Source organism: Janthinobacterium sp. DSP2-3-3 (genome assembly GCF_049897325.1).
Taxonomy (GTDB): Bacteria; Pseudomonadota; Gammaproteobacteria; order Burkholderiales; family Burkholderiaceae_D; genus Janthinobacterium.
In genome coordinates, this window is record NZ_JAFCWA010000001.1 from 451,263 (window position 1) to 472,490 (window position 21,228).

At 62.5% G+C, this 21,228-nt stretch carries 21 protein-coding genes and 1 riboswitch; of the genes, 7 read left to right on the forward strand and 14 right to left on the reverse strand.

All coding sequences use genetic code 11. The features are described 5' to 3' along the window. Positions 1-29: 29 nt before the first annotated feature. Positions 30-524: a chemotaxis protein CheW gene (locus ACP7DE_RS02255; protein WP_426070551.1), complete on the reverse strand. Its 495-nt coding sequence runs from the start codon at positions 522-524 to the stop codon at positions 30-32. Positions 525-719: 195 nt separating this feature from the next. Here ACP7DE_RS02255 and arfB point away from each other — a divergent pair, with 195 nt between their 5' ends. Continuing rightward, positions 720-1,118 carry an alternative ribosome rescue aminoacyl-tRNA hydrolase ArfB gene (arfB, locus tag ACP7DE_RS02260; protein ID WP_034749850.1) on the forward strand — a complete coding sequence of 133 codons (399 nt, stop codon included), beginning with the start codon at positions 720-722 and terminating at the stop codon, positions 1,116-1,118. Here the strand turns inward: arfB and ACP7DE_RS02265 are convergent, their stop codons facing one another. After that, positions 1,119-2,978, reverse strand: a complete 1,860-nt coding sequence (locus ACP7DE_RS02265; RefSeq protein ID WP_426070552.1) for a flagellar assembly protein A — start codon at positions 2,976-2,978, stop codon at positions 1,119-1,121. It abuts the gene before it with no gap. Positions 2,979-3,148: 170 nt separating this feature from the next. Then, a complete protein-coding gene (locus tag ACP7DE_RS02270) occupies positions 3,149-3,517 on the reverse strand; it encodes a hypothetical protein (RefSeq protein WP_426070553.1) in 369 nt (122 codons plus the stop codon). A 321-nt stretch (positions 3,518-3,838) separates the two neighbouring features. On the opposite strand from ACP7DE_RS02270, the gene ompR reads away from it, so the two are divergent. Continuing rightward, the gene (gene ompR / locus ACP7DE_RS02275; protein ID WP_223278807.1) at positions 3,839-4,540 is read left to right on the forward strand and encodes a two-component system response regulator OmpR; all 702 of its coding nucleotides are present in this window, start codon (positions 3,839-3,841) and stop codon (positions 4,538-4,540) included. Positions 4,541-4,553: 13 nt separating this feature from the next. After that, positions 4,554-5,912: an ATP-binding protein gene (locus ACP7DE_RS02280; protein WP_426070554.1), complete on the forward strand. Its 1,359-nt coding sequence runs from the start codon at positions 4,554-4,556 to the stop codon at positions 5,910-5,912. 37 nt (positions 5,913-5,949) lie between these two features. On the opposite strand, the gene ACP7DE_RS02285 is transcribed toward ACP7DE_RS02280, so the two are convergent. Next, positions 5,950-6,429 (reverse strand): Imm26 family immunity protein, encoded by a 480-nt coding sequence (locus tag ACP7DE_RS02285; RefSeq protein ID WP_426070555.1) that lies wholly within the window; start codon positions 6,427-6,429, stop codon positions 5,950-5,952. A 93-nt stretch (positions 6,430-6,522) separates the two neighbouring features. Further along, positions 6,523-6,828: a hypothetical protein gene (locus ACP7DE_RS02290; RefSeq protein ID WP_332859178.1), complete on the reverse strand. Its 306-nt coding sequence runs from the start codon at positions 6,826-6,828 to the stop codon at positions 6,523-6,525. Positions 6,829-6,970: 142 nt separating this feature from the next. Between ACP7DE_RS02290 and ACP7DE_RS02295 the strand changes: the two genes are divergently transcribed. Further along, positions 6,971-8,128: an iron-containing alcohol dehydrogenase gene (locus ACP7DE_RS02295; RefSeq protein WP_426070556.1), complete on the forward strand. Its 1,158-nt coding sequence runs from the start codon at positions 6,971-6,973 to the stop codon at positions 8,126-8,128. A gap of 77 nt (positions 8,129-8,205) precedes the next feature. Beyond that, a riboswitch (TPP riboswitch) is annotated at positions 8,206-8,303 on the forward strand. An 87-nt stretch (positions 8,304-8,390) separates the two neighbouring features. Further along, positions 8,391-10,535, forward strand: coding sequence for a TonB-dependent siderophore receptor (locus tag ACP7DE_RS02300; RefSeq protein ID WP_426070557.1), 2,145 nt, complete (start codon positions 8,391-8,393; stop codon positions 10,533-10,535). Here ACP7DE_RS02300 and ACP7DE_RS02305 read toward each other — a convergent pair. From ACP7DE_RS02305 to ACP7DE_RS02315, 3 genes are all read right to left on the reverse strand, one after another. Then, positions 10,532-11,080: an AAA family ATPase gene (locus ACP7DE_RS02305; protein ID WP_426070870.1), complete on the reverse strand. Its 549-nt coding sequence runs from the start codon at positions 11,078-11,080 to the stop codon at positions 10,532-10,534. The genes ACP7DE_RS02300 and ACP7DE_RS02305 overlap by 4 nt on opposite strands. Next, positions 11,080-11,691 carry a nicotinamide riboside transporter PnuC gene (pnuC, locus tag ACP7DE_RS02310; RefSeq protein WP_426070558.1) on the reverse strand — a complete coding sequence of 204 codons (612 nt, stop codon included), beginning with the start codon at positions 11,689-11,691 and terminating at the stop codon, positions 11,080-11,082. Before pnuC ends, ACP7DE_RS02305 begins: the two co-directional genes overlap by 1 nt. A 94-nt stretch (positions 11,692-11,785) precedes the next feature. After that, entirely contained in the window at positions 11,786-12,304 is a 519-nt protein-coding gene (locus ACP7DE_RS02315; RefSeq protein ID WP_426070559.1) for a DUF2867 domain-containing protein, read from the reverse strand. Positions 12,305-12,371: 67 nt separating this feature from the next. Here ACP7DE_RS02315 and ACP7DE_RS02320 point away from each other — a divergent pair, with 67 nt between their 5' ends. After that, positions 12,372-13,007: a TetR/AcrR family transcriptional regulator gene (locus tag ACP7DE_RS02320; protein WP_426070560.1), complete on the forward strand. Its 636-nt coding sequence runs from the start codon at positions 12,372-12,374 to the stop codon at positions 13,005-13,007. 363 nt (positions 13,008-13,370) lie between these two features. Here the strand turns inward: ACP7DE_RS02320 and ACP7DE_RS02325 are convergent, their stop codons facing one another. Then, positions 13,371-14,192: an AraC family transcriptional regulator gene (locus tag ACP7DE_RS02325; protein ID WP_426070871.1), complete on the reverse strand. Its 822-nt coding sequence runs from the start codon at positions 14,190-14,192 to the stop codon at positions 13,371-13,373. 127 nt (positions 14,193-14,319) lie between these two features. Here ACP7DE_RS02325 and ACP7DE_RS02330 point away from each other — a divergent pair, with 127 nt between their 5' ends. Next, entirely contained in the window at positions 14,320-15,759 is a 1,440-nt protein-coding gene (locus ACP7DE_RS02330) for an MFS transporter (protein ID WP_426070561.1), read from the forward strand. Positions 15,760-15,823: 64 nt separating this feature from the next. Here ACP7DE_RS02330 and tnpB read toward each other — a convergent pair whose 3' ends face one another. The 5 genes from tnpB to ACP7DE_RS02355 form a co-directional block, all read right to left on the reverse strand. Further along, on the reverse strand, positions 15,824-16,033 hold the full coding sequence (gene tnpB / locus ACP7DE_RS02335; RefSeq protein ID WP_426070562.1) for an IS66 family insertion sequence element accessory protein TnpB: 210 nt from the start codon (positions 16,031-16,033) through the stop codon (positions 15,824-15,826). Continuing rightward, a complete protein-coding gene (locus ACP7DE_RS02340) occupies positions 16,030-16,209 on the reverse strand; it encodes a hypothetical protein (RefSeq protein WP_426070563.1) in 180 nt (59 codons plus the stop codon). Before ACP7DE_RS02340 ends, tnpB begins: the two co-directional genes overlap by 4 nt. 158 nt (positions 16,210-16,367) lie before the next feature. Beyond that, positions 16,368-18,524, reverse strand: a complete 2,157-nt coding sequence (locus ACP7DE_RS02345) for a S46 family peptidase (RefSeq protein ID WP_426070564.1) — start codon at positions 18,522-18,524, stop codon at positions 16,368-16,370. A gap of 88 nt (positions 18,525-18,612) precedes the next feature. Next, positions 18,613-20,739 carry a PAS domain-containing sensor histidine kinase gene (locus ACP7DE_RS02350; protein ID WP_426070565.1) on the reverse strand — a complete coding sequence of 709 codons (2,127 nt, stop codon included), beginning with the start codon at positions 20,737-20,739 and terminating at the stop codon, positions 18,613-18,615. After that, positions 20,736-21,161 (reverse strand): hypothetical protein, encoded by a 426-nt coding sequence (locus tag ACP7DE_RS02355; RefSeq protein ID WP_426070566.1) that lies wholly within the window; start codon positions 21,159-21,161, stop codon positions 20,736-20,738. The genes ACP7DE_RS02350 and ACP7DE_RS02355 overlap by 4 nt, the downstream gene beginning before the upstream one ends. Between the last annotated feature and the right edge of the window lie 67 nt (positions 21,162-21,228).

Below are 21,228 nucleotides of genomic sequence, written 5' to 3' on the forward strand. Positions count from 1 at the left end.
ACAAAGACGACTTCCGGGTCGTCTTTTTTTTAAGCCGCCTGCATGGGGCTGGGGCTACGGATCGCCATCAGGCGGTCGATATCGACGAGGATCAGCCTGCGCCCCGCCAGCGTGCCCAGGCCCAGCAAATAATCGGCTTCCGCCTCGCCCAGGCCGGGCACGGCGGCGATGTCGGTGGGGGCCAGGCTGACGATATCGGTGACGCCATCGACCACCATGCCCATCACGCCATTACTCAGCTGCAGGATGATCACGTCGGTGGACGGGTCGGGCGCGCCCCGGGCGCTGCCGAACGCGGCGCGCATGTCGACGATGGGGATGATCACGCCACGCGAGATAGCCACGCTGTGCAGCACTTCCCCTTCCGAGGAAAAACGGTCGAGTTCCTTCAGCGGGCGCAATTCCCGCACGCAGCGGTAATCGAGGCCATATTCCAGGCCGCCCAGCCGGAAGCTTAAATACTGCGTCAAGTATGTGCTATGTTCCGCCGTTGCTGCGGCGCCAGGCGTCGTCGTGGGCTGCATGATGTTCCTTTCATCCGGTAAGCGCTGCCAGGATGCGCAGTGGCGCAACGTTGGCCCCATGCTAACCAGCATCGCCGCAGGCGGCGTTGAGAAACATCAACTTTCCAGGAAGACATCACTGGATGCGGCCTCGGCCTTGCGCCGGCGCAGCCATATTCCCTTACAATACGGGCATCGTTTCCCCACAGGCAGGCCATGCAACACCTCGTCAATCCCGCTGAAGTTGAATTCTCCGCCATCCGCGCCCAGGGCCCCGGCGGGCAGAACGTCAACAAGGTCTCCAGCGCCATCCATTTGCGCTTTCCCATCGCCGCCTCGTCGTTGCCGGAAGCGTACAAGGAACGGCTGCTGGCCTTGCGCGACAGCCGCATCAGCAAGGATGGCGTGCTGGTGCTCAAGGCGCAGCAATCGCGCAGCCAGGAACAGAACAAGGAAGAAGCCTTGCGCCGCTTGCAGGAAATCATCGACAGCGTAACCTTCCTGCCCGCCGTACGGCGCGCCACCAAGCCCACGCGCAGCTCGCAGCGGCGCCGCCTCGACAGCAAGAGCACGCACAGCGTCCTCAAACAGTCTCGCGGCAAGGTCACCGACTGATCAAGGTGGTGGCTGGTAGACCCAGTCCAGGCTGCCACTGCTGTCCGCAAACACGGGCTGCGTGGCTGGCGTGGCGCTGCGCAACAGCGCCTTGATCTCTTTCGGCGGCCGGTCGTAGACCTTGGCCGGTCCGGGTGGCACGACCATCGTGCGCACCGCCGTTTCGCCGTCGACCAGGCCCAGGCTGCAGCGCGACTGGCCGGCCGTCGCTTGCCGCTGCTGGCGCACCTGGGCCACCAGTGCCAGCATTTGCGCCTGCAGGATTTCCGACTGTTTCACCTCCACGCGCAGGCGCGCCACTTCCTTCAGCACGGGGGCGATGCGCGCGGCCAACTTGTCGTACTGCAGCTGCTGCGCCGGCTGCAGCTGCAATTCGCCGCGCCGCAGCTGGCCCGCCAGCGTCAGATAATTGCGCACCTCGGGCAATTGCGCAATGGCATCCATTTCCTGCTGGCGCTTGTGCTGCGCCTGCTGGTACTGCGCCGCCTTCTCCATGCTTTCCGCAATTCTCTGCTCCAGCGCGCTCAAATCGGGTACCAGCGGGAACAGCAGCATCTCCACTTGCTTTCGCGGACCGGCGCTGCCGATGCGAATGGTGCGTGCCGCCACGGCGCAGCCTTCGGCCAGCTCGATGACGACCTCGTCGGCGATGATCTCGCAATTGCTGGCATGGTCGATCACCACGCGCGTGCCGGCGATAACGCAGCTTTCGGCGCGCTTCAAATGTATTTCACCGCTCAGCGCCTGCAGCACGGAACCGGAAGCCACACCCTCGACGCGCACGTCGCCATGCTCGTTGAAGGCCGTCCCCCCCACCAGGTTGCGCTGTAGCCATATCAAGCCGCCATGCGAGTGCAGATGGCCATACACGTCGCCATGGATGGTGATGTCGCTGCCGTCGAGCTGGCGCTGCTCCTGCACTTCGCCATATTCCTCATACGCGGCGCGCAGCTTCAGGTTGCCCGTGGTACGGCTGCTGACGCCTTCGCGGCTGACGATCTTGTTTTCGATGGAAATCTTGCCGTGTTCATCGACATTCACATAGCCATCCTGGGTGGCCACGACGTAATCGCCATCGTTGAAGCGCTCGACCGCCGTGCCGGCGCCTGCCACCGCCAGCGGGTCCAGTTCCAGCGGCGCGGGCGGCGGCAGCAGTGTGCCGGCCAGATCGTAGCCGGGCAAGCCGGGCGCACCGGGCAGCAGCCGCAGCAGGCGCGCGTGTTTTTTCACTTGCGGAAAACGGTTCTTGAAACTGAGCAAATCGAGGCGGCCGTCGGAGCGTTCGCGCGGCGCGTCGTCGCGGTGGATGCCATGCGACACTTCAACCAGCTGGGCGTCGCGCCCCGGCTGCGGCGGCAGTGCGCGCGCCACCGTGATGCGCTCGGCCTTGCCGCTACCGAGAATGGACCGCACGGCCGCGCCATCGATGCCATAGCGCACGCCCTTGCACCACAAGTCGGCCACCAGCTCGTCAAACTCGCGGCGGGCCGGCACCTGGCCATCCGCGCCAGGCGACAAGGCTTCAAAGTAAAACTCGGCGCTGTCGCCGCGGATCTTGACTTGTTTATACAGCGCGCGGCGCTGGGGCGGGAATGGCGCCACGCGGGCGGCGATGCGCAGCAAGGCATCGCCCTTGGGCGCGGCGCGGGGCGCGGGGGCATGGAACAGGGTCAGCAGGAACAAAGCGTAATCGAGGCCGGCCAGCAGCTGCCCCGACTGGAATAGCTGGTCGACGGCGGCGCGCAACTGGGCCGGCGCCAGCGACAGGTCCAGCCACACGCCTTCACCGCCCTGGACCAGGCCGTGCGGCAAGCTACCTGCGGGGGCCGCATCAGGAACGGGCGTGTCGTCGTCGCTCACCACTTGCCTCCCCCAGCAACACATTCAGAGAATTGCCTCAGTTCACTAGCACAATATCACGGGGCGTGGCGGCGTGCCTGACTGAGCATAAATGAGCAAAAAAGCGGGTTGCCAGATGTAAACAGGGCCATGTCTTGCGAGATGGCCCTGTCGGATGGGGTGTGGAATGCCTAGCGGCGCGGGGGATTCGAGTAAATATCCTGACCCACTTCGTTGATCTGGCGGCGCAGGTCGCGGCGCTCGTCGGGCGTCATGCGGCCCGTGCGGCGCGAGGCCTCGGCGCCCTCGTTGGCGCGGCGCTGCTCTTCGGCGCGCGTGTCGAAACTGCGTGCGTCACGCTGTTCGCGCAGTCGCGTATCATTGCTATTGCTATTGCTATTGCTGCGCTGTACCTGTTCATAGCGCTGGGCCTGCACTTGCTGCTGGTCGTCACGGCGTGGTGGCGGCTGGTTTTGCGCTGACGCCAGGCTGGCGGCAAACACGGAGCAAACGATAAATGCGGACAGCACAGTCGTACGTGCGGCCGTACGTGCGGCCATACAAGCGTTAATAGCTGCGCTGGGAGCGGCTTGAATTTTTTTTGTAAAGATATTCATTGAGTTCCTCTTCCGCGATGCCGTATAAACTTAAAGCTGATTTCCACTGTGGCCCCAGTGTATGATGCTTTACACGGTGCAGTAAGAGTAATTGGGTAAAGTTTGTAACACTTTGTAATGGGTCGCCACAGCCCCTTGCCGACGCCGCGCGAGGCGTTACTATAGCAACTAATATAAGATAACACGACACCCCAAATGACCACAACCTCCACTTCCGGCAGCACGACGCCAACGCAATCGATCCACGGCCACCAGGCAAAAATCATGGTGGTCGATGACGATGTGCGCCTGCGCGACCTGCTGCGCCGCTACCTGACTGAACAGGGTTTCAATGTCTTCACGGCAGAGAGCGCGACGGCCATGAACAAACTGTGGCTGCGCGAACGCTACGACTTGCTGGTGCTCGATTTGATGCTGCCCGGCGAAGACGGCCTGTCGATCTGCCGCCGCCTGCGCGGCGCGGGTGACCAGACACCGATCATCATGCTGACGGCCAAGGGCGAAGACGTGGACCGCATCGTGGGCCTGGAAATGGGCGCCGACGACTACCTGCCGAAACCGTTCAATCCGCGCGAATTGGTGGCCCGCATCGGCGCCGTGCTGCGCCGCAAGGGTCCCGATGAAATTCCGGGCGCGCCGTCGGAAACGCCGCAAACCTTCGAATTCGGCGACTTCGTGCTGGACCTGGGCACGCGCACCCTGAAAAAGAATGGCGAAACGGTGCCCCTGACAACAGGTGAGTTTTCCGTGTTGAAAGTGTTTGCCCGCCATGCGCGCCAGCCGCTGTCGCGCGAGAAACTGATGGAACTGGCGCGTGGCCGCGAATACGAAGTATTCGACCGCAGCCTGGACGTGCAAATCTCGCGCCTGCGCAAGCTGATCGAACCCGATCCGTCGAGCCCGCTGTTCATCCAGACCGTGTGGGGCCTGGGCTACGTCTTCATCCCGGACGGACAGCCGCGCTGATCGCAGGCAAGGCATGATGAAGCTTGTTCCCGATATCAGCCTGGCGCGGCTGAAAAGCGGCCTCTTCTGGCGCACCTTTTTGCTGCTCGGCACCTTGACCACGGTCAGCATGATCACCTGGATCGGCATGATTTCCGTCATCCAGCGCGAGCCGCAGGCGCAGCAGATTTCCGCCCAGATCATTTCCGTCGTCACCATCACGCATGCGGCACTGACGCACTCGGCACCCGAGCTGCGGCGCGAGCTGCTGTTCGACCTCGTCAGCAATGAAGGCATCCGCATCTTCTCGCTGGAAGAGGACGACCGCATCGAGCCGCCGCCCGACAATTACCTGATGCCCGAGATCGAGGCGCAGGTGAAAGCCAAGCTGGGCAAGGACACGCGCTTTTCCGCGCGCGTCAACGGCGTGGCCGGTTTCTGGGTCAGCTTCAAGATCGATGACGATGAATACTGGCTGATGCTGGACCGCGAGCGCCTGCGCGGCCTGACGGGCTTTCAGTGGCTGGGCTGGGCCAGCCTGGTATCCCTGCTATCGCTGCTGGGCGCAGCCATCATTTCCAGCCTGATCAATTTACCGCTGTCGCGTTTGACGGCGGCCGCGCGCGACATCGCCAAGGGCAAGCAGCCGGCGCTGCTGCCGGAAAAAGGCCCGATCGAAATCATCGAGGCGAACCGCAGCTTCAACCAGATGGTCGATGATTTGAAGCAGGTGGAATCGGACCGCGCCGTGATTTTGGCCGGCATTTCGCACGACTTGCGCACGCCGCTGGCGCGCATGCTGCTGGAAGTGGAAATGGCGAACCTGTCGGACGAGGCGCGTGTAGGCATCCAGTCCGATATCGGGCAAATGGACGCCATCATCGGCCAGTTCCTCGACTATGCCAAGCCGACGGAAGCGTCGAGCTTTACCGATGTCGACCTGAGCGGCTTGCTCAGCGACATGACGCGCGAGGCGATGCGCCTGCCGGACCTGAAGATCAATGCCAGCATCGCCGAAGGCGCGCATGCGATGGGCAATCCCACCGACTTGCGCCGCGTGCTGAACAACCTGATCGAGAATGCGCGCCGCTATGGCAAGACGCCGGGCAGCGACGTAACGGAAATCGATATCGCCTGCCAGGTGCGCACCAGCCACGGCATGAAAAAGGTGATTATCGAGGTGCAAGACCATGGCACCGGCGTGCCGGCGGAAAAGATCGAGCAACTGCTGAAACCGTTCACCCGCCTCGACACGGCGCGCGGGCAAGCAAATGGCGCCGGGCTGGGCCTGGCCATCGTCGACCGCGTGCTGCTGCGCCATGGCGCTGACTTACAAGTGCGTAACCGCGAAGGCGGCGGCCTGGCGTTTCAGATCAGCTTGCCAGCGGTGTAAGCGAAGGGGCACGGCACGGCCATGCCGTGCCCTGCTTTCAGGCGGACGCCCGCTCCGGCGCCAGCAATTTATTCATCAACAATTCCGTCGCCCCGTAGCCGTACAGCGAATCGCTTTCCATGCCCGGCGTATCGAAGGGAATCGATTCCTCACGGTTCAGCTTGGCAGGGTCGGCATCCGCATAGCTGGCGCGCCAGGCGCGTTGCAAGGATTCATTGCGGCGGATAAAGGCCGGCATGGGCCAGGCATCGCGCTCCCAGTGGCCGCTGTCGCCCAGCAGGGGCCAGCGCTCGTTGAGCAAGGCCATGTCGCCCGTACGCAGTCGGCGCACGGCCTGTTCCGGCCGCAAGCCTTCCAGTTCTTCCAGGCTCGGCAAAGTATCGCGCTTCGGGCCGAACATATATGCCAGCATGATGCGCCCGGCAGGCGCCCTGCGCGCCACCACGCCGACGGCATAGCCGCCGCCCGGCAGGGGCACGGCAAACCAGCTGCCTTCTCGGTATGGTAATGATCTCATCGTTGCAAACTCCCCCAAAATCGTGTTCGGGGCACAGTCTACGCGATGCAAGGCGAAAGTGGCGCATGGTACGCCACAGCAACAAACCAATAGTTACACTATTTTCTCGTCATAGTGATACTGGGCAACAATCGGCCCCGCCTTGAACAGCGCTTCTTTCATGGCCGTGTCCAGGCGCGCGTCGCGGCGGCGCATCCATTCGAGCAGCATGGCCGCTTCCTTGCGGCTGGTGTCGCCTGCATGCGCGAGCACGCGGCGCAGTTCCGGGTCCGTGCATGCTTCGAAACGCTGGCTGTTCAAGTCCAGCGCCTGCAGTGCAGCGATGGTTGCGCCGATGGCGCGGTGCATGTCGAGTGCCGTGGCCGGCAAGCCTGATTCTTCCAGTGGGACGGTGGTCATGCGCATTCCTTTTCGCGTGGTGGTGACATCGGCTGCATTCTCCACCGTGCGGGCAAAAAGCTCAAGCGTCCACGACACGTTTCCACCCATTCGGCCATAATCATGGCTCAGCAACAGCCTAAACCTCAGCGGCAGGAGCCCCATGTTCAATTTCGACTTTTACAATCCGACGCAAATCCTCTTCGGCCAGGGCCAGATCGCCGCCATCGCCGGCCTGATCCCGCCGCAGGCGCGGGTCCTGATGACCTATGGCGGCGGCAGCATCAAGCAGAACGGCGTCTACGATGAAGTCAGGGCGGCGCTGGCCGGCCATACGGTGCTCGAATTTGCCGGCATCGAACCCAATCCCAGCTATGAAACCCTGATGCAGGCCGTGGCCCTCGTGAAAAGCGAGCGCATCGATTTCCTGCTGGCCGTCGGCGGCGGCTCCGTGGTCGATGGCACGAAGTTCATCGCCGCCGCCGCCCTGCACGAGGGCGAGGCGTGGGACATCCTGGCCAAAGGCGGCAAGATCGTCGAGGCCGCCCTGCCCTTCGGCACGGTCTTGACGTTACCGGCCACGGGTTCCGAAATGAATGGCTCGGCCGTGATCACGCGCAAGGCCACGCAGGAAAAGCGCTCGTTCATGAGCCGCAAGGTATATCCGAAGTTCTCCGTGCTGGACCCGTCGAAAACATTTACCTTGCCGCTGCGCCAGGTGGGCAATGGCGTCGTCGATGCGTTTGCGCATGTCATGGAGCAGTATCTGACCTACCCGGTGAATGCCTCGGTGCAAGACCGCTTCGCCGAAGGCATTCTGCTGACGCTGATTGAGGAAGGCCCGAAAGCCCTGTCGCACCCGGACGACTACGACGTGCGCGCCAACGTGATGTGGAGCGCCACCCTGGCCTTGAACGGCCTGATCGGCGTGGGCGTGCCGCAGGACTGGTCCACGCACGCCATCGGCCACGAATTGACGGCCCTGTATGAACTGGATCACGCGCAAACCCTGGCCATCATCCTGCCCAGCATGCTGCGCGTGCGCAAGCAGGCCAAGCGCGCCAAGCTGCTGCAATATGCGGCCCGCGTCTGGGGCCTCGATGGCGGCGACGAAGATGGCCGCATCGAGGCGGCCATCGCGCGCACGGAATTTTTCTTCCGCCACATGGGCGTCAAGACGCGTTTGGCCGACTACGGCTTGAACCATGCCAGCGTGGATGCCGTCGTGTCCGCCCTGGAAGCGCACGGCATGACGGCGCTGGGCGAACAGCGCGACATCACGCCCGCCGTCAGCCGCAAGGTGCTGGAACTGAGCCTGTAGCTTAGTTTATAGAATCTGCCACACTGTTGTAAAACGGTCAGCCAGCGGGACAGCTGGCCGTGCTTCATGCTAAGCTGTCATTTCGCTAGGGGTCCTGGAGCAGTCATCCGGGTGAGAGATACCCTTCGTACCTGATCTGGATAATGCCAGCGAAGGAAAGCGCAAAGTACCTCCCTCCTTTGATAGCTCCTGCGTTGGCGCCAGCCGAACAAGCAGCCTGCCGTGCTCTTTTCCCGGAGACGGCTTGAACCACGAGCAATCTATGTCCACACCGAATTTATCTATTTCTGTTCTGACCCTGGCCATCCTGCACGCGTTTGCCACGCCTGCCCTGGCCGCGAATGACACCGCCGAAGTGTCGGCCGATACGCCAAGCATGACCGAAGTTGTCGTCACGGCCAGCAAGGCGCCAGCCGCCAAGCGCGCCTCCGTGGGCGGTTTTTCCGACGCCCCGCTGCTGCAGACGCCGGCGTCCGTCACCGTCATTTCGCAAAAAGACATGCAGGACTTGCAAATCCGCAATCTCAGCGATGCCGTCAAGCTCGACACCAGCATCAACGACGCCTACAACGCCGTCGGCTATGCGGAGCAATTTTCCATCCGCGGCTTCAAGCTCGACAACAATTCCAGCTACCGCAAGGATGGCGTGGCCATTCCCGGCGACACGCAAATTCCGCTGGAAAACAAGGAGCGCATCGAAGTGCTGAAGGGCTTGGCCGGCTTGCAGGCGGGCGTGGCCGCACCGGGCGGCGTGATCGATTTCATCGTCAAGCGCCCCACCGCCGCGCCGCTGCGCACGGTCACCGTGGAAACGCGCGAACGGGGCACCCTGTACGGCGCCGTCGACCTGGGCGGCCGCCTGGAAGACACGCGCTTCGGCTACAGGGTCAACGTGGCTGCCGAGCGCCTGCGTTCCTACATCAAGGGTGCGGATGGCAACCGTCGTTTCATTTCCGGCGCCTTCGACTGGCAAATATCGCCGCAAGCGCTGCTGCAAATCGATGCCGACTACCAGGACAAGGCACAGGCGACGGCGCCCGGCTTCCAGCTACTGAATAACACCACCTTGCCGACCGGCATCAGCGCCGACGCCATGCTCAACTTGCAGCCGTGGACGCGCCCCGTGGAAACCGTCACCAGCAATATCGGCCTGCGCTTCCAGTACGCCTTCAATGACGACTGGCACGCCACCGTGTCGGCCAACCAGCACTCGTTCAAGCGCGACGACTACACGGCCTTCCCGTATGGCTGCAGCGCGCAAGAGCTGTACCCGGGATTTTGCGGCAATGGCGACTACGACGTGTATGACTACCGCAGCCTGGGCGAGACGAAAAAGCCGCTGAGCGCACAAGCCATGATCCAGGGCAAGTTTGCCACCGGTGCCCTGCGCCACGAATTCACGGCCGGCGTCTCGACCTTCCGCCGCAAGGACCGCGCCGGCCTGTACGTGTACGACTGGGCTGGCGTGAGCAACATCTACCGCCCGCAAATAGTCGAGATGTCGACGGGCGTACAAGGCCCCGTGCGCCTGGTGCGCAAGGATACGGAAAACTCCGTCTTCGTGCAGGATATCGTCAGCCTGGCCCAAAACTGGAAGCTGCATGGCGGCTTGCGCCATATCAATGTCGACGGCTACCAGTATGTGTTGAAGGCCGACAAGGAAATCCGCGCCAAGCACGACTTCCTGCTGCCCAACGTATCGCTGGTCTACACCCCGCTCGACAATGTGTCCATGTATGCGGCCTATTCGCAGGGCATGGAACATGGCGGCACGGCCGACCGCAAGGCGATGAATGCCAACGAAGAGCTGACACCGAGCCGCTCGAAGCAGATCGAATTCGGCGTGAAGATGGATGTGACGCAGGACTTCATGCTGGCGGCCAGCCTGTTCCAGATCCGCAAGGGCCTGGAATTCCAGAACGCTGCCGGCTACTTCGTGCGTGAAGGCCAGGCGCAGCACCGTGGCCTGGAATTGTCCGCGCAAGGCAAGGCGACCCGCGACCTGAACCTGGGCGTCTCGCTCACGGCCCTGAACAGCCAGCAATCAAACACGGGCAATGCAAACCTCGATGGCAAGCGCGTGCCGAACGTGCCCGCCTTCAAGGCGGCCGTGCATGCGGACTATGCCGTACAACAGGTGGCGGGCTTGAGCGTCAACGGTAGCTGGGAATATGCGGGCAAGAAAGCGTTTGAGTACAACAACACCACTTTCGTGCCGTCGTACAACGTGTTCAACCTGGGCGCCGCCTACGCCACGCGCATCGCCGGCACGCGCGCCGTGCTGCGCGCCGCCGTCAACAACGTGGCCGACAAGTTCTACTGGCGCGACGTGACGCCGGAATCGGACGGCTATCTGTACCCTGGCGCCAGCCGCACGTTCAAGGTGTCGGCGCAGTTCGACTTTTAATTGAAGGAAATGACAGGCGCCGCAGCGAGCGCCTGCTGCAGCAAAGGCGCCGCCTGTTCCAGGCGCGCTTCCAGGCTGTCGTGCAACACCTGGTAGACGATGCCGCGCGCGTCCAGCTCGTCGAGCAAGTAGCGGTAGATCAGCTGGCGCACGGCTTCCGACTCGCGCTGCAAGCCATCGGCCACCCACGGGCTGTCGGGTGCCGTCACCAACGTCACGTCGTACTGCGTGGCATCGGCCAGCGCCGCCAGTTGCGCATCGGCACCGTGAAAGTAATGGCGGCTGTAGACCACCGTCATCAAGGGCGTCGTGTCACAGAATAGGAAGTGACGCGCTTGCGCGGCAGCGGCCGTTTCACGTTCGACTTGTGTCAGCGCAATGCCATACTGGTCGGCTGCGACGGGCACCCTGCCCTGCGTCTCGACGAACTCGCGCAAGTATTCCGGCACCCAGACGGTGCCGTAGCGCTCGGCCAAGGCGGCCGCCAGGGTCGACTTGCCCGACGATTCCGCGCCCAGTATCGCCACGCGCACGCAAGGCGCCATCACTTGAGCACCATGGCATCGGGCGCGGCCGGTGCCGACTTTCTCCAAGCCAGCAAGCCGATGCTGGCCATGACGACAAACACCGCGTATAGGATGGCCGTCAGGGTCAGGTCCTTGTGCAGGTACAGCCACACATATAGGATATCGACGATGATCCAGACGATCCAGTTTTCCAGCTTCTTGCGCGACAACAAAAACTGGCCGACCAGGCTGCCTGCCGTGAGGAAACCATCCGCATGCGGCACGTCCGTGTCCGTCGTCGTCAGCAGCCAGGCAATGAGCAGGAAACCGACCAGCCAGCCCGCGGCGCAGGCCAGCCAGCCACGGCCATCGAGGCGGGTGACGGGCAGGGTCTTGCCGCCGCTGGCCGGATGCAGCCACTGGTACCAGCCCCAGAACGAGACGCTGATGAACAGCAGTTGCAAGGCCATGTCGCCATACAGGCGCGATTCGAAAAAGACGAAACCGTAGGCGGCCGAGGAAATGATGGCGAACAGCCACGCCCAGTGATTCTGGCGGATGTTCAGCGCAACAGTTGTCAGTGCCAGGACAAAGGAAATCAGTTCAAGCGGCGTGGTGGCAAAACCCAGCAGGAGAAGCGTATCGTTCATGGGAATCGTGATGAGGCTGGTGGTGCAGTATGCAATACCGGCCATGAATAAGCAAGATTGCCCGCAGCGTCACGCCCTTCCCTGTTCCGCCCCCTCAGGCAAAGCCGCGCTTGACGGCGCGCGCCAGCGAACGCTGCACGATCAGCTTGTGGAAGGGCCGGATCAGCAGGATGTAAGCGCGTCCCACCCGATTGTGGCAATGCACGACGCTGGACACGGTGACACTGCCATGCCGCCCCGCGTCGCGGTAGCGCAGCACGGACAGGCGGAAATCCAGGTGGCTGTCGTCCTCGCCCACGATGATTTCATCGTCGCTGACGGCGTAGATGCGAAAGATGCCGATGCGCTTGCCCGGCTTGCCTTCCATTTGTTTGGCCGTCTTGATGCCAAAGCGCGCCACGATGGCGTCGCGCAGCACCATCAGCCATTGCGCCCAGCGCGGCTGGCTACCCAGCAGCTGGCGCGCCAGGCTTTCCATGTCCAGCTCACGCGCGCGCGCGTTCGGCAGGTCGGCGGCATACGCATCGGCCAGGTTGCTGCCCTGGTACAAGGGGGCGATGCTGGCGCCCGGCGGCAAGGCCACGGCGCGGACGGCGATGTTCATCTCTTGCATGTGCTCTCGATGTTTTCAGTGATAACATGGCCATCATACACGACAATGTGAACAGCGATAACATAGAATGACGACAAGCAGCACCTATCATCACGGCAACTTGCGCGACACCCTGGTCGCCATCGCCATCGCGCAACTGGCGCAGCAGCACGACGCCGCCCTGTCGCTGCGCGAACTGGCGCGCACGGTGGGCGTGTCGGTCGCCGCCGTGTACCGCCACTTCCCCAGCAAGGAAGCCTTGCTGGCCGACGTGGCGGCGGCCGGCTTCGCCAGCCTGATCGCCAAATGGGAGACTGAACTGCCGCCGCCGGGCAGCCTGCCCGCCGAGCAGCGCTTTCAGCTGCTAGGCCAGCAATACATCGAATTCGCCCTGGCCGCGCCGGCCCACTACCGGCTGATGTTCGAGCACCAGGACGTGCGCCAGTTCCCGGCCCTGCAGGAAGCGGCGCAAGCGTGCTTTCAGTATGTGCTGCAAACGGCCGGCGAGGCCGTGCGCGAAGCGGGCCTCGCTCCCCGCTGGGACAAGGCCGCCGCCAGCGCCGGCTGGTCGCTGGGCCACGGCTACGTGATGCTGCTGCTGAGCGGGCGCCTGGCCATGGCGGGGAGCGGCGACGACCTGTCGCCAGCCATGGTGCCGCGCTTTTTTCAATTGCCGGTGCAGGCATTGATGCAGGCCAGGGATAAAGCGGGACAAGAACAATAAAATCAGACAGAACTCGGTATCGGGATACATACCAAGATCCGCTTTCGCTGCAGGCCAGAAGTGCCCCTCAACTCAAGATTCAGTCCTAAACGTAAACCCTGCACCGTCTTGAGCTTGGCGTTGATTGCCAGAGGATGGCATCACACCGCTGGGTTTGGCTGACGTTCGCTGAGGCTCGCCGCAGCGAGTTTCCCTAGGAAGCAAGCGGGTTCACCATCATGGGAGCTCGGGCGGCAGCGATGTCATTCCATTGGATGACATCGCCTCGATGGCTCCCACCAGCCGTAGAGGACAAGGTCACGAAGCCGCTGCTCGCGGCGTCTCAAGACATGGCCGCCGTCGCATCCGATTGATGACAATGTTTCAGCTGCCACCAACAGAACGCGCTGCAAAGTATCGTGCTGGGGAGTCGCCGAAGGAACGGCGAAACATGGCGATGAAGTTGCTCGGTGAGGCATAGCCCAGCGTGTCGGCAACATGCGTAACCGACTCTCCACGCGCAAGCATTTCCAGGGCGTGCGTGAGTTGTGCCTGCTGGCGCCATTGGGCAAAGCTCAGGCCTGTTTCAGCCAGCATCTGACGGCGCAGCGTTCGAGCCGACATCGCGCCCCAATCTGCCCAAGCTTCCAACGTTCGAATCGAACCTGGATCGTCCAAGATCGCCCGAGCGATGCGCTCCAGCCGGGCAGTTGTCGGCATTGGCAAGTGCAGCGACTCATGCGGCGCACGACGGATTTCGTCAAGGATGACGGTAACGACGTGCTCTTGGTCTGACGCCAGCTGATCGGACTTGTCCCATTCGGCGGCTCGGCGCACCAAGGCGCGCAACACCTCAGTGATGCCGATCACGCAAGGCTGGTTCGGCAAGCACTCACTGGATTCCGGGGTGATGAACAAGCTCCAGCCGGCAAGAGCACCGCTGACACGTACTTGATGCGGTACCTCTGGCGGCATCCAGCCGGCGCGGTTCGGCGGTAGCAACCAAGATCCTTGAGCTGTTCGCACATGGATTAGCCCGGCTTCTACGCAGAACACCTGCCCTCGATGATGGTGATGCAAACCGTACTCGCGTGTTCCGAGGCGGTACTCGCTGCCCTGAGCGTCATTCCCCAACAACGCGATCAGACGAGGACCATCAGACCACTCACTGAAGTCGTCTTCCGCTTGCGCATGCTCAGGATTCATTTTGGCCATTTATCACCATTTTAAGTCCATTTACCGTTATATGACTTTTCATATTGCTCGGCATACTTAGCCCCTACCGAACTTTTTGGCGGCAGTCGCCGCCGTCATCGTGCTGAGAGGTCAATAAATGTCTATATCTTCCGTACCGGCGATGCCGCCACAACTCCTGCGCAGCGGCGTATCGACTTGGATTGCTACCTTCGTCGCCTGCGTGTGTGCCTTCATGGTCGTGGTGGACGGTGCCATCGTGAACGTCGCGCTACCGGCGATGCGCGATGACCTGGGTCTGTCATCTGTCCAATTGCAGTGGGTAGTCGACATCTACCTGCTGGTGCTAGGTGGCTTCATGTTGCTCGCTGCACGCGCCAGCGACATCTACGGGCGCCGGCGCCTTCTGCTGTGGGGTTTGACGCTGTTTACTGGAGCCAGCCTGGTAGGTGGCTTTGCGACTTCCGGGACCATGCTGCTGGCCTCGCGCGCAGTGCAGGGTTTGGGCGCGTCGGTACTGGCGACCTCACCGCTGGCAGTCATCGTCGCCGCCCATCCCAAGGGTTCGGGTCAGGAACGAGCGATCGGCCTGTGGGCGGCCTGCGCCGCGATGGGCTCGGCCTTTGGTGTGGTCATTGGCGGCTTGCTGACGAGCCTAGCCTCCTGGCGCTGGGTGATGTTCGTCAACATACCTGTCGGTATCGTCTTGGCCGCGGTTGTTGCCGGCTGTCTGCGCCCTCAGCTCATGGCCGACGCCAGGGCGAAGCTCGATGTGCTAGGCGCGTCCACTGTCACGCTGGCGTTGGCCTCGTTTCTCTATGCGATCTCACAATCGGTACATGCAGGTTGGACATCCAGTACCGTGCTCAGTGCGTTGGCTACCGCGCTGATCATGTTCATGGCCTTCATCGCAGCTGAACGCCGTTCGGCTCAGCCCCTGATCAATGTCGAAATATTTCGGCTGCGAAACGTAACGGTCGGAATGGCTATGGTGTTGAGCCTCGGCGCAGTTCTCACCGTGTCGATGTTCTTTCTGTCGCAGGCTCTGCAGCGGATCGACGGGCGCAGTCCGCTCGACACCGGACTGGCTTTACTACCAATGGCTTCGGCACTGGCTATCGCATCGATCGCATCACGCTATTTGCGGGACGCTGGCGTTAAAAATTTGCCCTGTATTGGCAGCCTCGTGTCGGCAGCAGGCCTGATCTGGCTCAATTGGTTGCCTGTTCATCCATTGCAGGTCAGCGAATTTCTACTACCTACATTGCTGGTCGGCGCTGGTAACGGGTTGGTAATGATGAGTGCCACGCAAGCAGTTCTTGCAGGAGTTCCGCGGAAAGACTCGGGTCTTGCAGCAGGACTACAGAACACTGCACGCCAACTAGGTGGAGCAGTGGGCATAGCAGTACTAGGTGCAGTCGCCCATTCAGTCATGGCGGCGCAATTGGCCACCGGGCAACTACCCCAGGCGGCCGAACTTGCGGGTTACCGGTTCGCATTCTTGATGGCAGGCATCGTCAGCGTTGTCTCGGCAGTCGCGTCGCTCATGCTGAAGCACGCGCCCGCATCAAAAGAGTAGCGCGGAATTCCTTGGCTCCAGATGCGGCATTGCGTGAGAGCCAGTGCAGCTCGCTCATTCAGCATCAATCCTTGGAGAAAGCCTGCGGCCAGATGAAGCGGCCCCGCGCCAGCCGCTGGTTCAACAAGCATAGACCGGCGCCGGTCCACCACAGCAGTTTGATGATGTCACCGCGCCGGCCACGGAACACAGACACGTGGCCGTTGAAGCGGCAGCGCATGTCGGTGACGCCGGCAGCGATCCGGATGCGCGTGTGGGCAGGCAGGCCGATCATGGCAGCAGCCGCTGCAGCACCAGGGCCAGCAGCGTCGTATCGGCGGCACTCTCGATCCGCAGCTGGACCTTGCCGACAGTCAGGGCGATCACGCCGCCAGGCACACGAACCGGCTGGGGCGGATGCTTCGCCAATGCCGGCCTCACCACTGTCACCGGCAGCAGCGATTGTGCCACCAGCGCGCGCTTGAATTCGTCGGTGCGGCGCCGATAACTGCCACGTCAGAAATCGTTAAGTGACGCATTGGAAAAATGAAAAGTTCATTTCCCCCAGCCACAAAAAAGCCGCATCTCCAAACAGGCGGATGCGGCATTGCGCTAGCGCAAATGAATGCTTACTTCGTCGCAGCTTTCACAGCCTTCGGATACTTGACCGTCATTTCCTGCAGCAGCTTATCGGCGTGGTCCACTTCCTTCATCACCCACAGCATGTAGCGGATGTCGAGGTGGATGGCGCGCGTGATGGCCGTGTCGAAGTACCAGTCTTTGGTGATCGATTCATACGTCGAATCGAAGTTCAGACCGATCAACTCGCCACGCTTGTTCATCACGGCCGAACCGGAATTGCCGCCCGTGGTGTCCGCGCTGGTGAGGAAGTTGACGGGGACCGTGCCCAGCACCGGGTCGCGGAACTGGCCGTAGCGTTTTTCCTTGACGGCGTCGAGCAGCGCTTGCGGTGCTTCGAACGGGGCTTTGCCCGTGACTTTCTCGACGATGCCTTCCACGGTCGTGAACGGTCCCTTGGTGATGCCGTCGCGCGGCGAGTAGGGAGAGACGGTGCCGTACGTGACGCGCAGGGTCGAATTAGCGTCAGGATAGACCGGCTTGCCTTGCGATTTCTTCCAGGCAATCACGGCTTGCATGTATTGCGGAATCACGCGTTCCAGGTTGCCGTCGATTTCCTTGCGGCGCTCTTCCAGCGCTGCCTCGACCACTTGCAGCTTGATGGCCAGTTGCATGAAGGCGTCGTCGGACCCCGCAACAGCAGCTTGGTCCTTTTCCAGCCAGGCCAGGCGCTTGCCCGTGTCAGCCAGTTGCGTCTGCTGGTACAGGGCCGCTACGGCGCTTGGCGCCGGCAGCAGCGCGTCCAGGCCTTGCGGATGGCTCTTCGCCGCCAGCTGCGCGTAACGCTTCAGGCCCGCTGCAAAACGCGCCTGATCGACCTTGTTGACATACGACTGCTCCAGACGGGCCAGACGGGCCTTGATGAAGGCCAGGTCGCGCTGCTGGAAGCCCGATTCGCGCTCGGCGTCCGCTTTCTGGCGCTCCAGCGACAGGCGGTAGATGGTGCGCGCGCTTTTCAGCAAGTCGCTATTGGTGGCCACTGACCAGGCGAACTCTTCTTCGCTCAAGGCCATGTCGCTGGCAATCGCCGCGTCCAGTTCGGCCAGCAGCGTGGTCGAGACGTTCGGCTGCTTCGCATACCAGGCGCGGAACTCGGCATCCTGCACGTCCTTGATGGCGGCGATGTCCTTGCGGGCGAAACCGTCGAGCAAGCCCTGGGTTTTCTTCAGCACGTTGTTGATGCTTTTCACCACGCTCGCATAGCGCACGGCAGCGGCGGCGTCGCCATCGGTGGCATCGGCCATCACGGCCAGGTCAGCTTGCAGTTCGGATACTTTCAGGGGGAAGGCAGCATCGCGCGCAAAGCGGATTTCCGCCGGCAGCTTGTAACGGCTGGTACGGCCGGGGTAGCCCGCCAACAAGATGCCGTCACCGGCTTTCAAGCCTTCGGCCGAGACCACCAGGAAGTCCTTCGATTTGTACGGCACGTTGTCGGGCGACGGGTCGGCCGGACGGCCATCCTTGCCCACGTAGGCGCGCAGGAACGCGTAGTCGCCCGTGTGGCGCGGCCATTCGTAGTTGTCGATGTCGCCGCCGAAGTTGCCGATCTTGTCCGATGGCGCGTACACCAGGCGCACGTCGCGTATCATCATCTGGCGGATGCGGTAGTACTCGAGGCCGCGGTGGAAGGCGGGCACGGAGCAGCGGTACATCTTGTCCGTTTCGCATTCGGCGATCAGGTCCTTGACGCGCTTTTCCACGGCTTCGTGGCGCGCGCGGCCACTCATGTCGGCCGTCAAGCCTTTCAGTACGCGCTCGCTGACGTTCTCCACCTTGTCCGTCACATACACCAGGCTGTTCGGACCGCCCGGCAGCTCGCTAGCGCGCGTCTTGGCCAGGAAGCCGTTGGTGATGTAATTGTGTTCCGGCGTGGAATTGCGCTGCACGGCGCCATACGCGCAGTGGTGGTTCGTCACCACCAGGCCCGCGTCGGAAACAAAAGCGGCCGAGCAGCCACCCAGCGACACGATGGCGCTCATCGGGTGCTTGCTCAGGTCGGCCAGTTTTTCTGCAGGAATGTCGATGCCGACCCGTTTCAGTTCGGCTTTCAGCTGTGGCAGTTGGTGTGGTTGCCACTGCCCTTCGTCGGCGTGTGCGCCGGCGAACGCGCCCAGTAAGGCGACGGGTAAAACGATTGTTTTGAACAAGATATGCCCCTCCATAAATAGCAGGCGAAAGTATAGCCTGTCCGGCGGGGCATGAGTCGGCAAAAATTAACCCATTGCAATTTCTGTATCAGGCGGCAGGCCGCCCCGCCCCCGGCAAGGGAATCTGCAGGGACAGGCGGCAACCGGTGCCCGACGCCGGCATGCCCACCTCGAAGTGCCCGCCCAGCGCCGTCACCCGCTCGGCAATGCCGATCAGGCCAAAGCACTGTTTTTTGCGCTGCTGCTGTGGCGTGATGCCGATGCCATTGTCGCTGATGGCCACGTACACGGCGCAGGCATCCGAACTGAGCTCGATCTCGACCTGGCTGGCCTGGGCGTGCCGCATGACGTTGCTAAGCGCCTCCTGCACGATGCGGAACAGCACGATCTCGACCTGGCTGCCGATGGCGGCAAACAAGGCCTCGTCGCGTATCAGCAAGCGGCAAGCGACGCCGCTGCGCTTGCGGAAATCGCCCACCTGCCATTCGATGGCGGCCTGCAAGCCCAGGTCCAGCGCCATCGGGCGCAGCTCGTTCATGATGCCGCGCACGCTCTTGATGGTGGTGTCGACATTGCTGAGCACAGCGCCGACCCGGCGGTGCAGGCGCGGATGGGTACCCTCGGTGCGCGCGCTGAGCATGGAAATATCGATGCGCAGCGCCAGCAGGTTTTGCCCCAGCTCATCGTGGATATCGCGCGAGATGCGCTTGCGCTCGTCTTCCTTGGCCGTTTCCAGATGCAGCGCCAGCTGGCGCAACTGCGCGTGCGACTGGCGCAGGGCGCCATCCATCAGCTTGCGTTCGGTAATGTCCGTGTGCGCCACCACCACACGCAGCGGCTCTTCGCCAAGGAAACGGCTGATCCTGGCCTGCGACCAGCGCGGGCCGGCGCGCGTGGCAAATTCATACTCTAGCGCAAACGTGTCGGCAGTGCCGGCAATGACGGAACGGATGCCGGCAGCGAGCTCGCGTCCGGCGCTGCGCTGCCAGCGTGGGTCGGTCTCGCAAAATTCCAGGTACTGCAGCGGCCGTGACGTTCGCCCCACGAAGGCCAGGCATGCCTGGTTGGCATGCACGACGCAGCCGGACCGGTCCAGCACCAGCACCCGGTCCGTCAGCGAATCGATGGTGGCGTGGAAGAAACGCTCGGCATCGCGCAAGGCTTCCTGCGCCCGCTCGCGCTGGTGCACTTCCAGCTGCAGATGCTGGTTGGCTCGCAGCAATTCGGCCGTGCGGTCGATGACGCGCTGGTCCAGCTCACGATGCAGTTCACGCAAGTCCGCCTCGGCCAGCTTGCGCTCGGTGATATCGGAAAACACGCCGACAAAATGGCTGATGGCACCGTCCTGGTTGCGCATGGGCGTGATCGACAGCGACTCGACGAAGCGCTCGCCACTCTTGCGCCGGTTCACCAGTTCGCCATACCAGCTGCCATTCTGATGCAGGCTGCGCCACATGGCTTCATAGAAATGCGGCAAATGCGTGCCGCCGCCGAGGAAGGACGGATCGCGCCCGATGGCTTCCTCCGCCTGGTAGCCGGTGATGGTGGTAAAGGCGGGGTTGACGGAAATGATGCGGTTGCCGCTGTCTGTCACCAGCACGCCTTCGCGGATACTGTCGAGGATGACGAAGGCGCGCTGCAAGGCCGATTCGCGCGCATGCTCGTCGCCCAGGTCCATCACCAACATGCGCGCCGTGGCGCTGGCGGCGTCGACATTGGCTTCGATGCGCACCATGCGACCCGTGCGGCACGCTACGCCTTCGAACAGTTGCACCTCAAGTACCTGACGCGCGCCGCTGCTGAAGACAGCGTCGAGGAAACGGCGGAAAACACCGTGCGCCTGGGGCGCAACGAATTGTTCGAAACGCCGCCCCAGCAGCTGGCTCTTGTCACGCTGCAACAAACCGCAGGCAGCCACGTTGACACGCGTGATGATGCTCTCGCGCGCCACGGAAAAATAGCTGACGGGCGCCTGTTCATACAGCTGCGCATAAAGGTCGCGGCGGCTTTCAAATTCAGTCCTCATCTGTTCCAGTTCGCCCGGGGCTGCACTCTGCATTTCCAGCTCGATCTGCTTGATCTGCAGCTCATGCGTCTGACGCATCACGTCTTCATTCGACTGCGGCGGCGGTATCGGCTGGCGCTGCTGCGCCACTTGCTCGGCCTGCGCTCGCAATCTGGCCGGCATGCTACCGTCGTCGAATGGTCCGTTCATGAGGCTCTCTTTCCTGCTGTCCCGTCTGCTACGGCGCCGGACTGGATCTGACGCCGCCGGGCTTCCAGTATCCTCGCCGATTGCCACTCCTCATTGCTCACTTGCCATTCCCCCTTAGCCGGTTTGACTTCGTCGCGCGAGGTCTGGATGTCATGGCGTGCCTGGATCAGCTGCCGCCCCAGTTCCAGCACCTTGAGCTTCGGCGGGCGGCCCGGGGTGGCCGCCGGCGGCACGTCGGCAAGCTGGGGCGCCCAGTTGTCGGGGCGCTGGTACAGCCAGGCGGACGCCGTCGGCGGTGCGCACGGCTCGGAAGAATGTCCAGGCGTGTCGGCGCTCCCCAACAGCAATACGCCATCGCGGTTCAAGGCGTAATGAAACAGGGGAGTCAAACGCTGCTGCAGCTTGGTTTTGAGGTAAATCAAGGGGTCAGGCCGGCAATTGATAATCTTGCATTCTAGCACTCAAGCCACGCGTGAAAATGCGAATTTG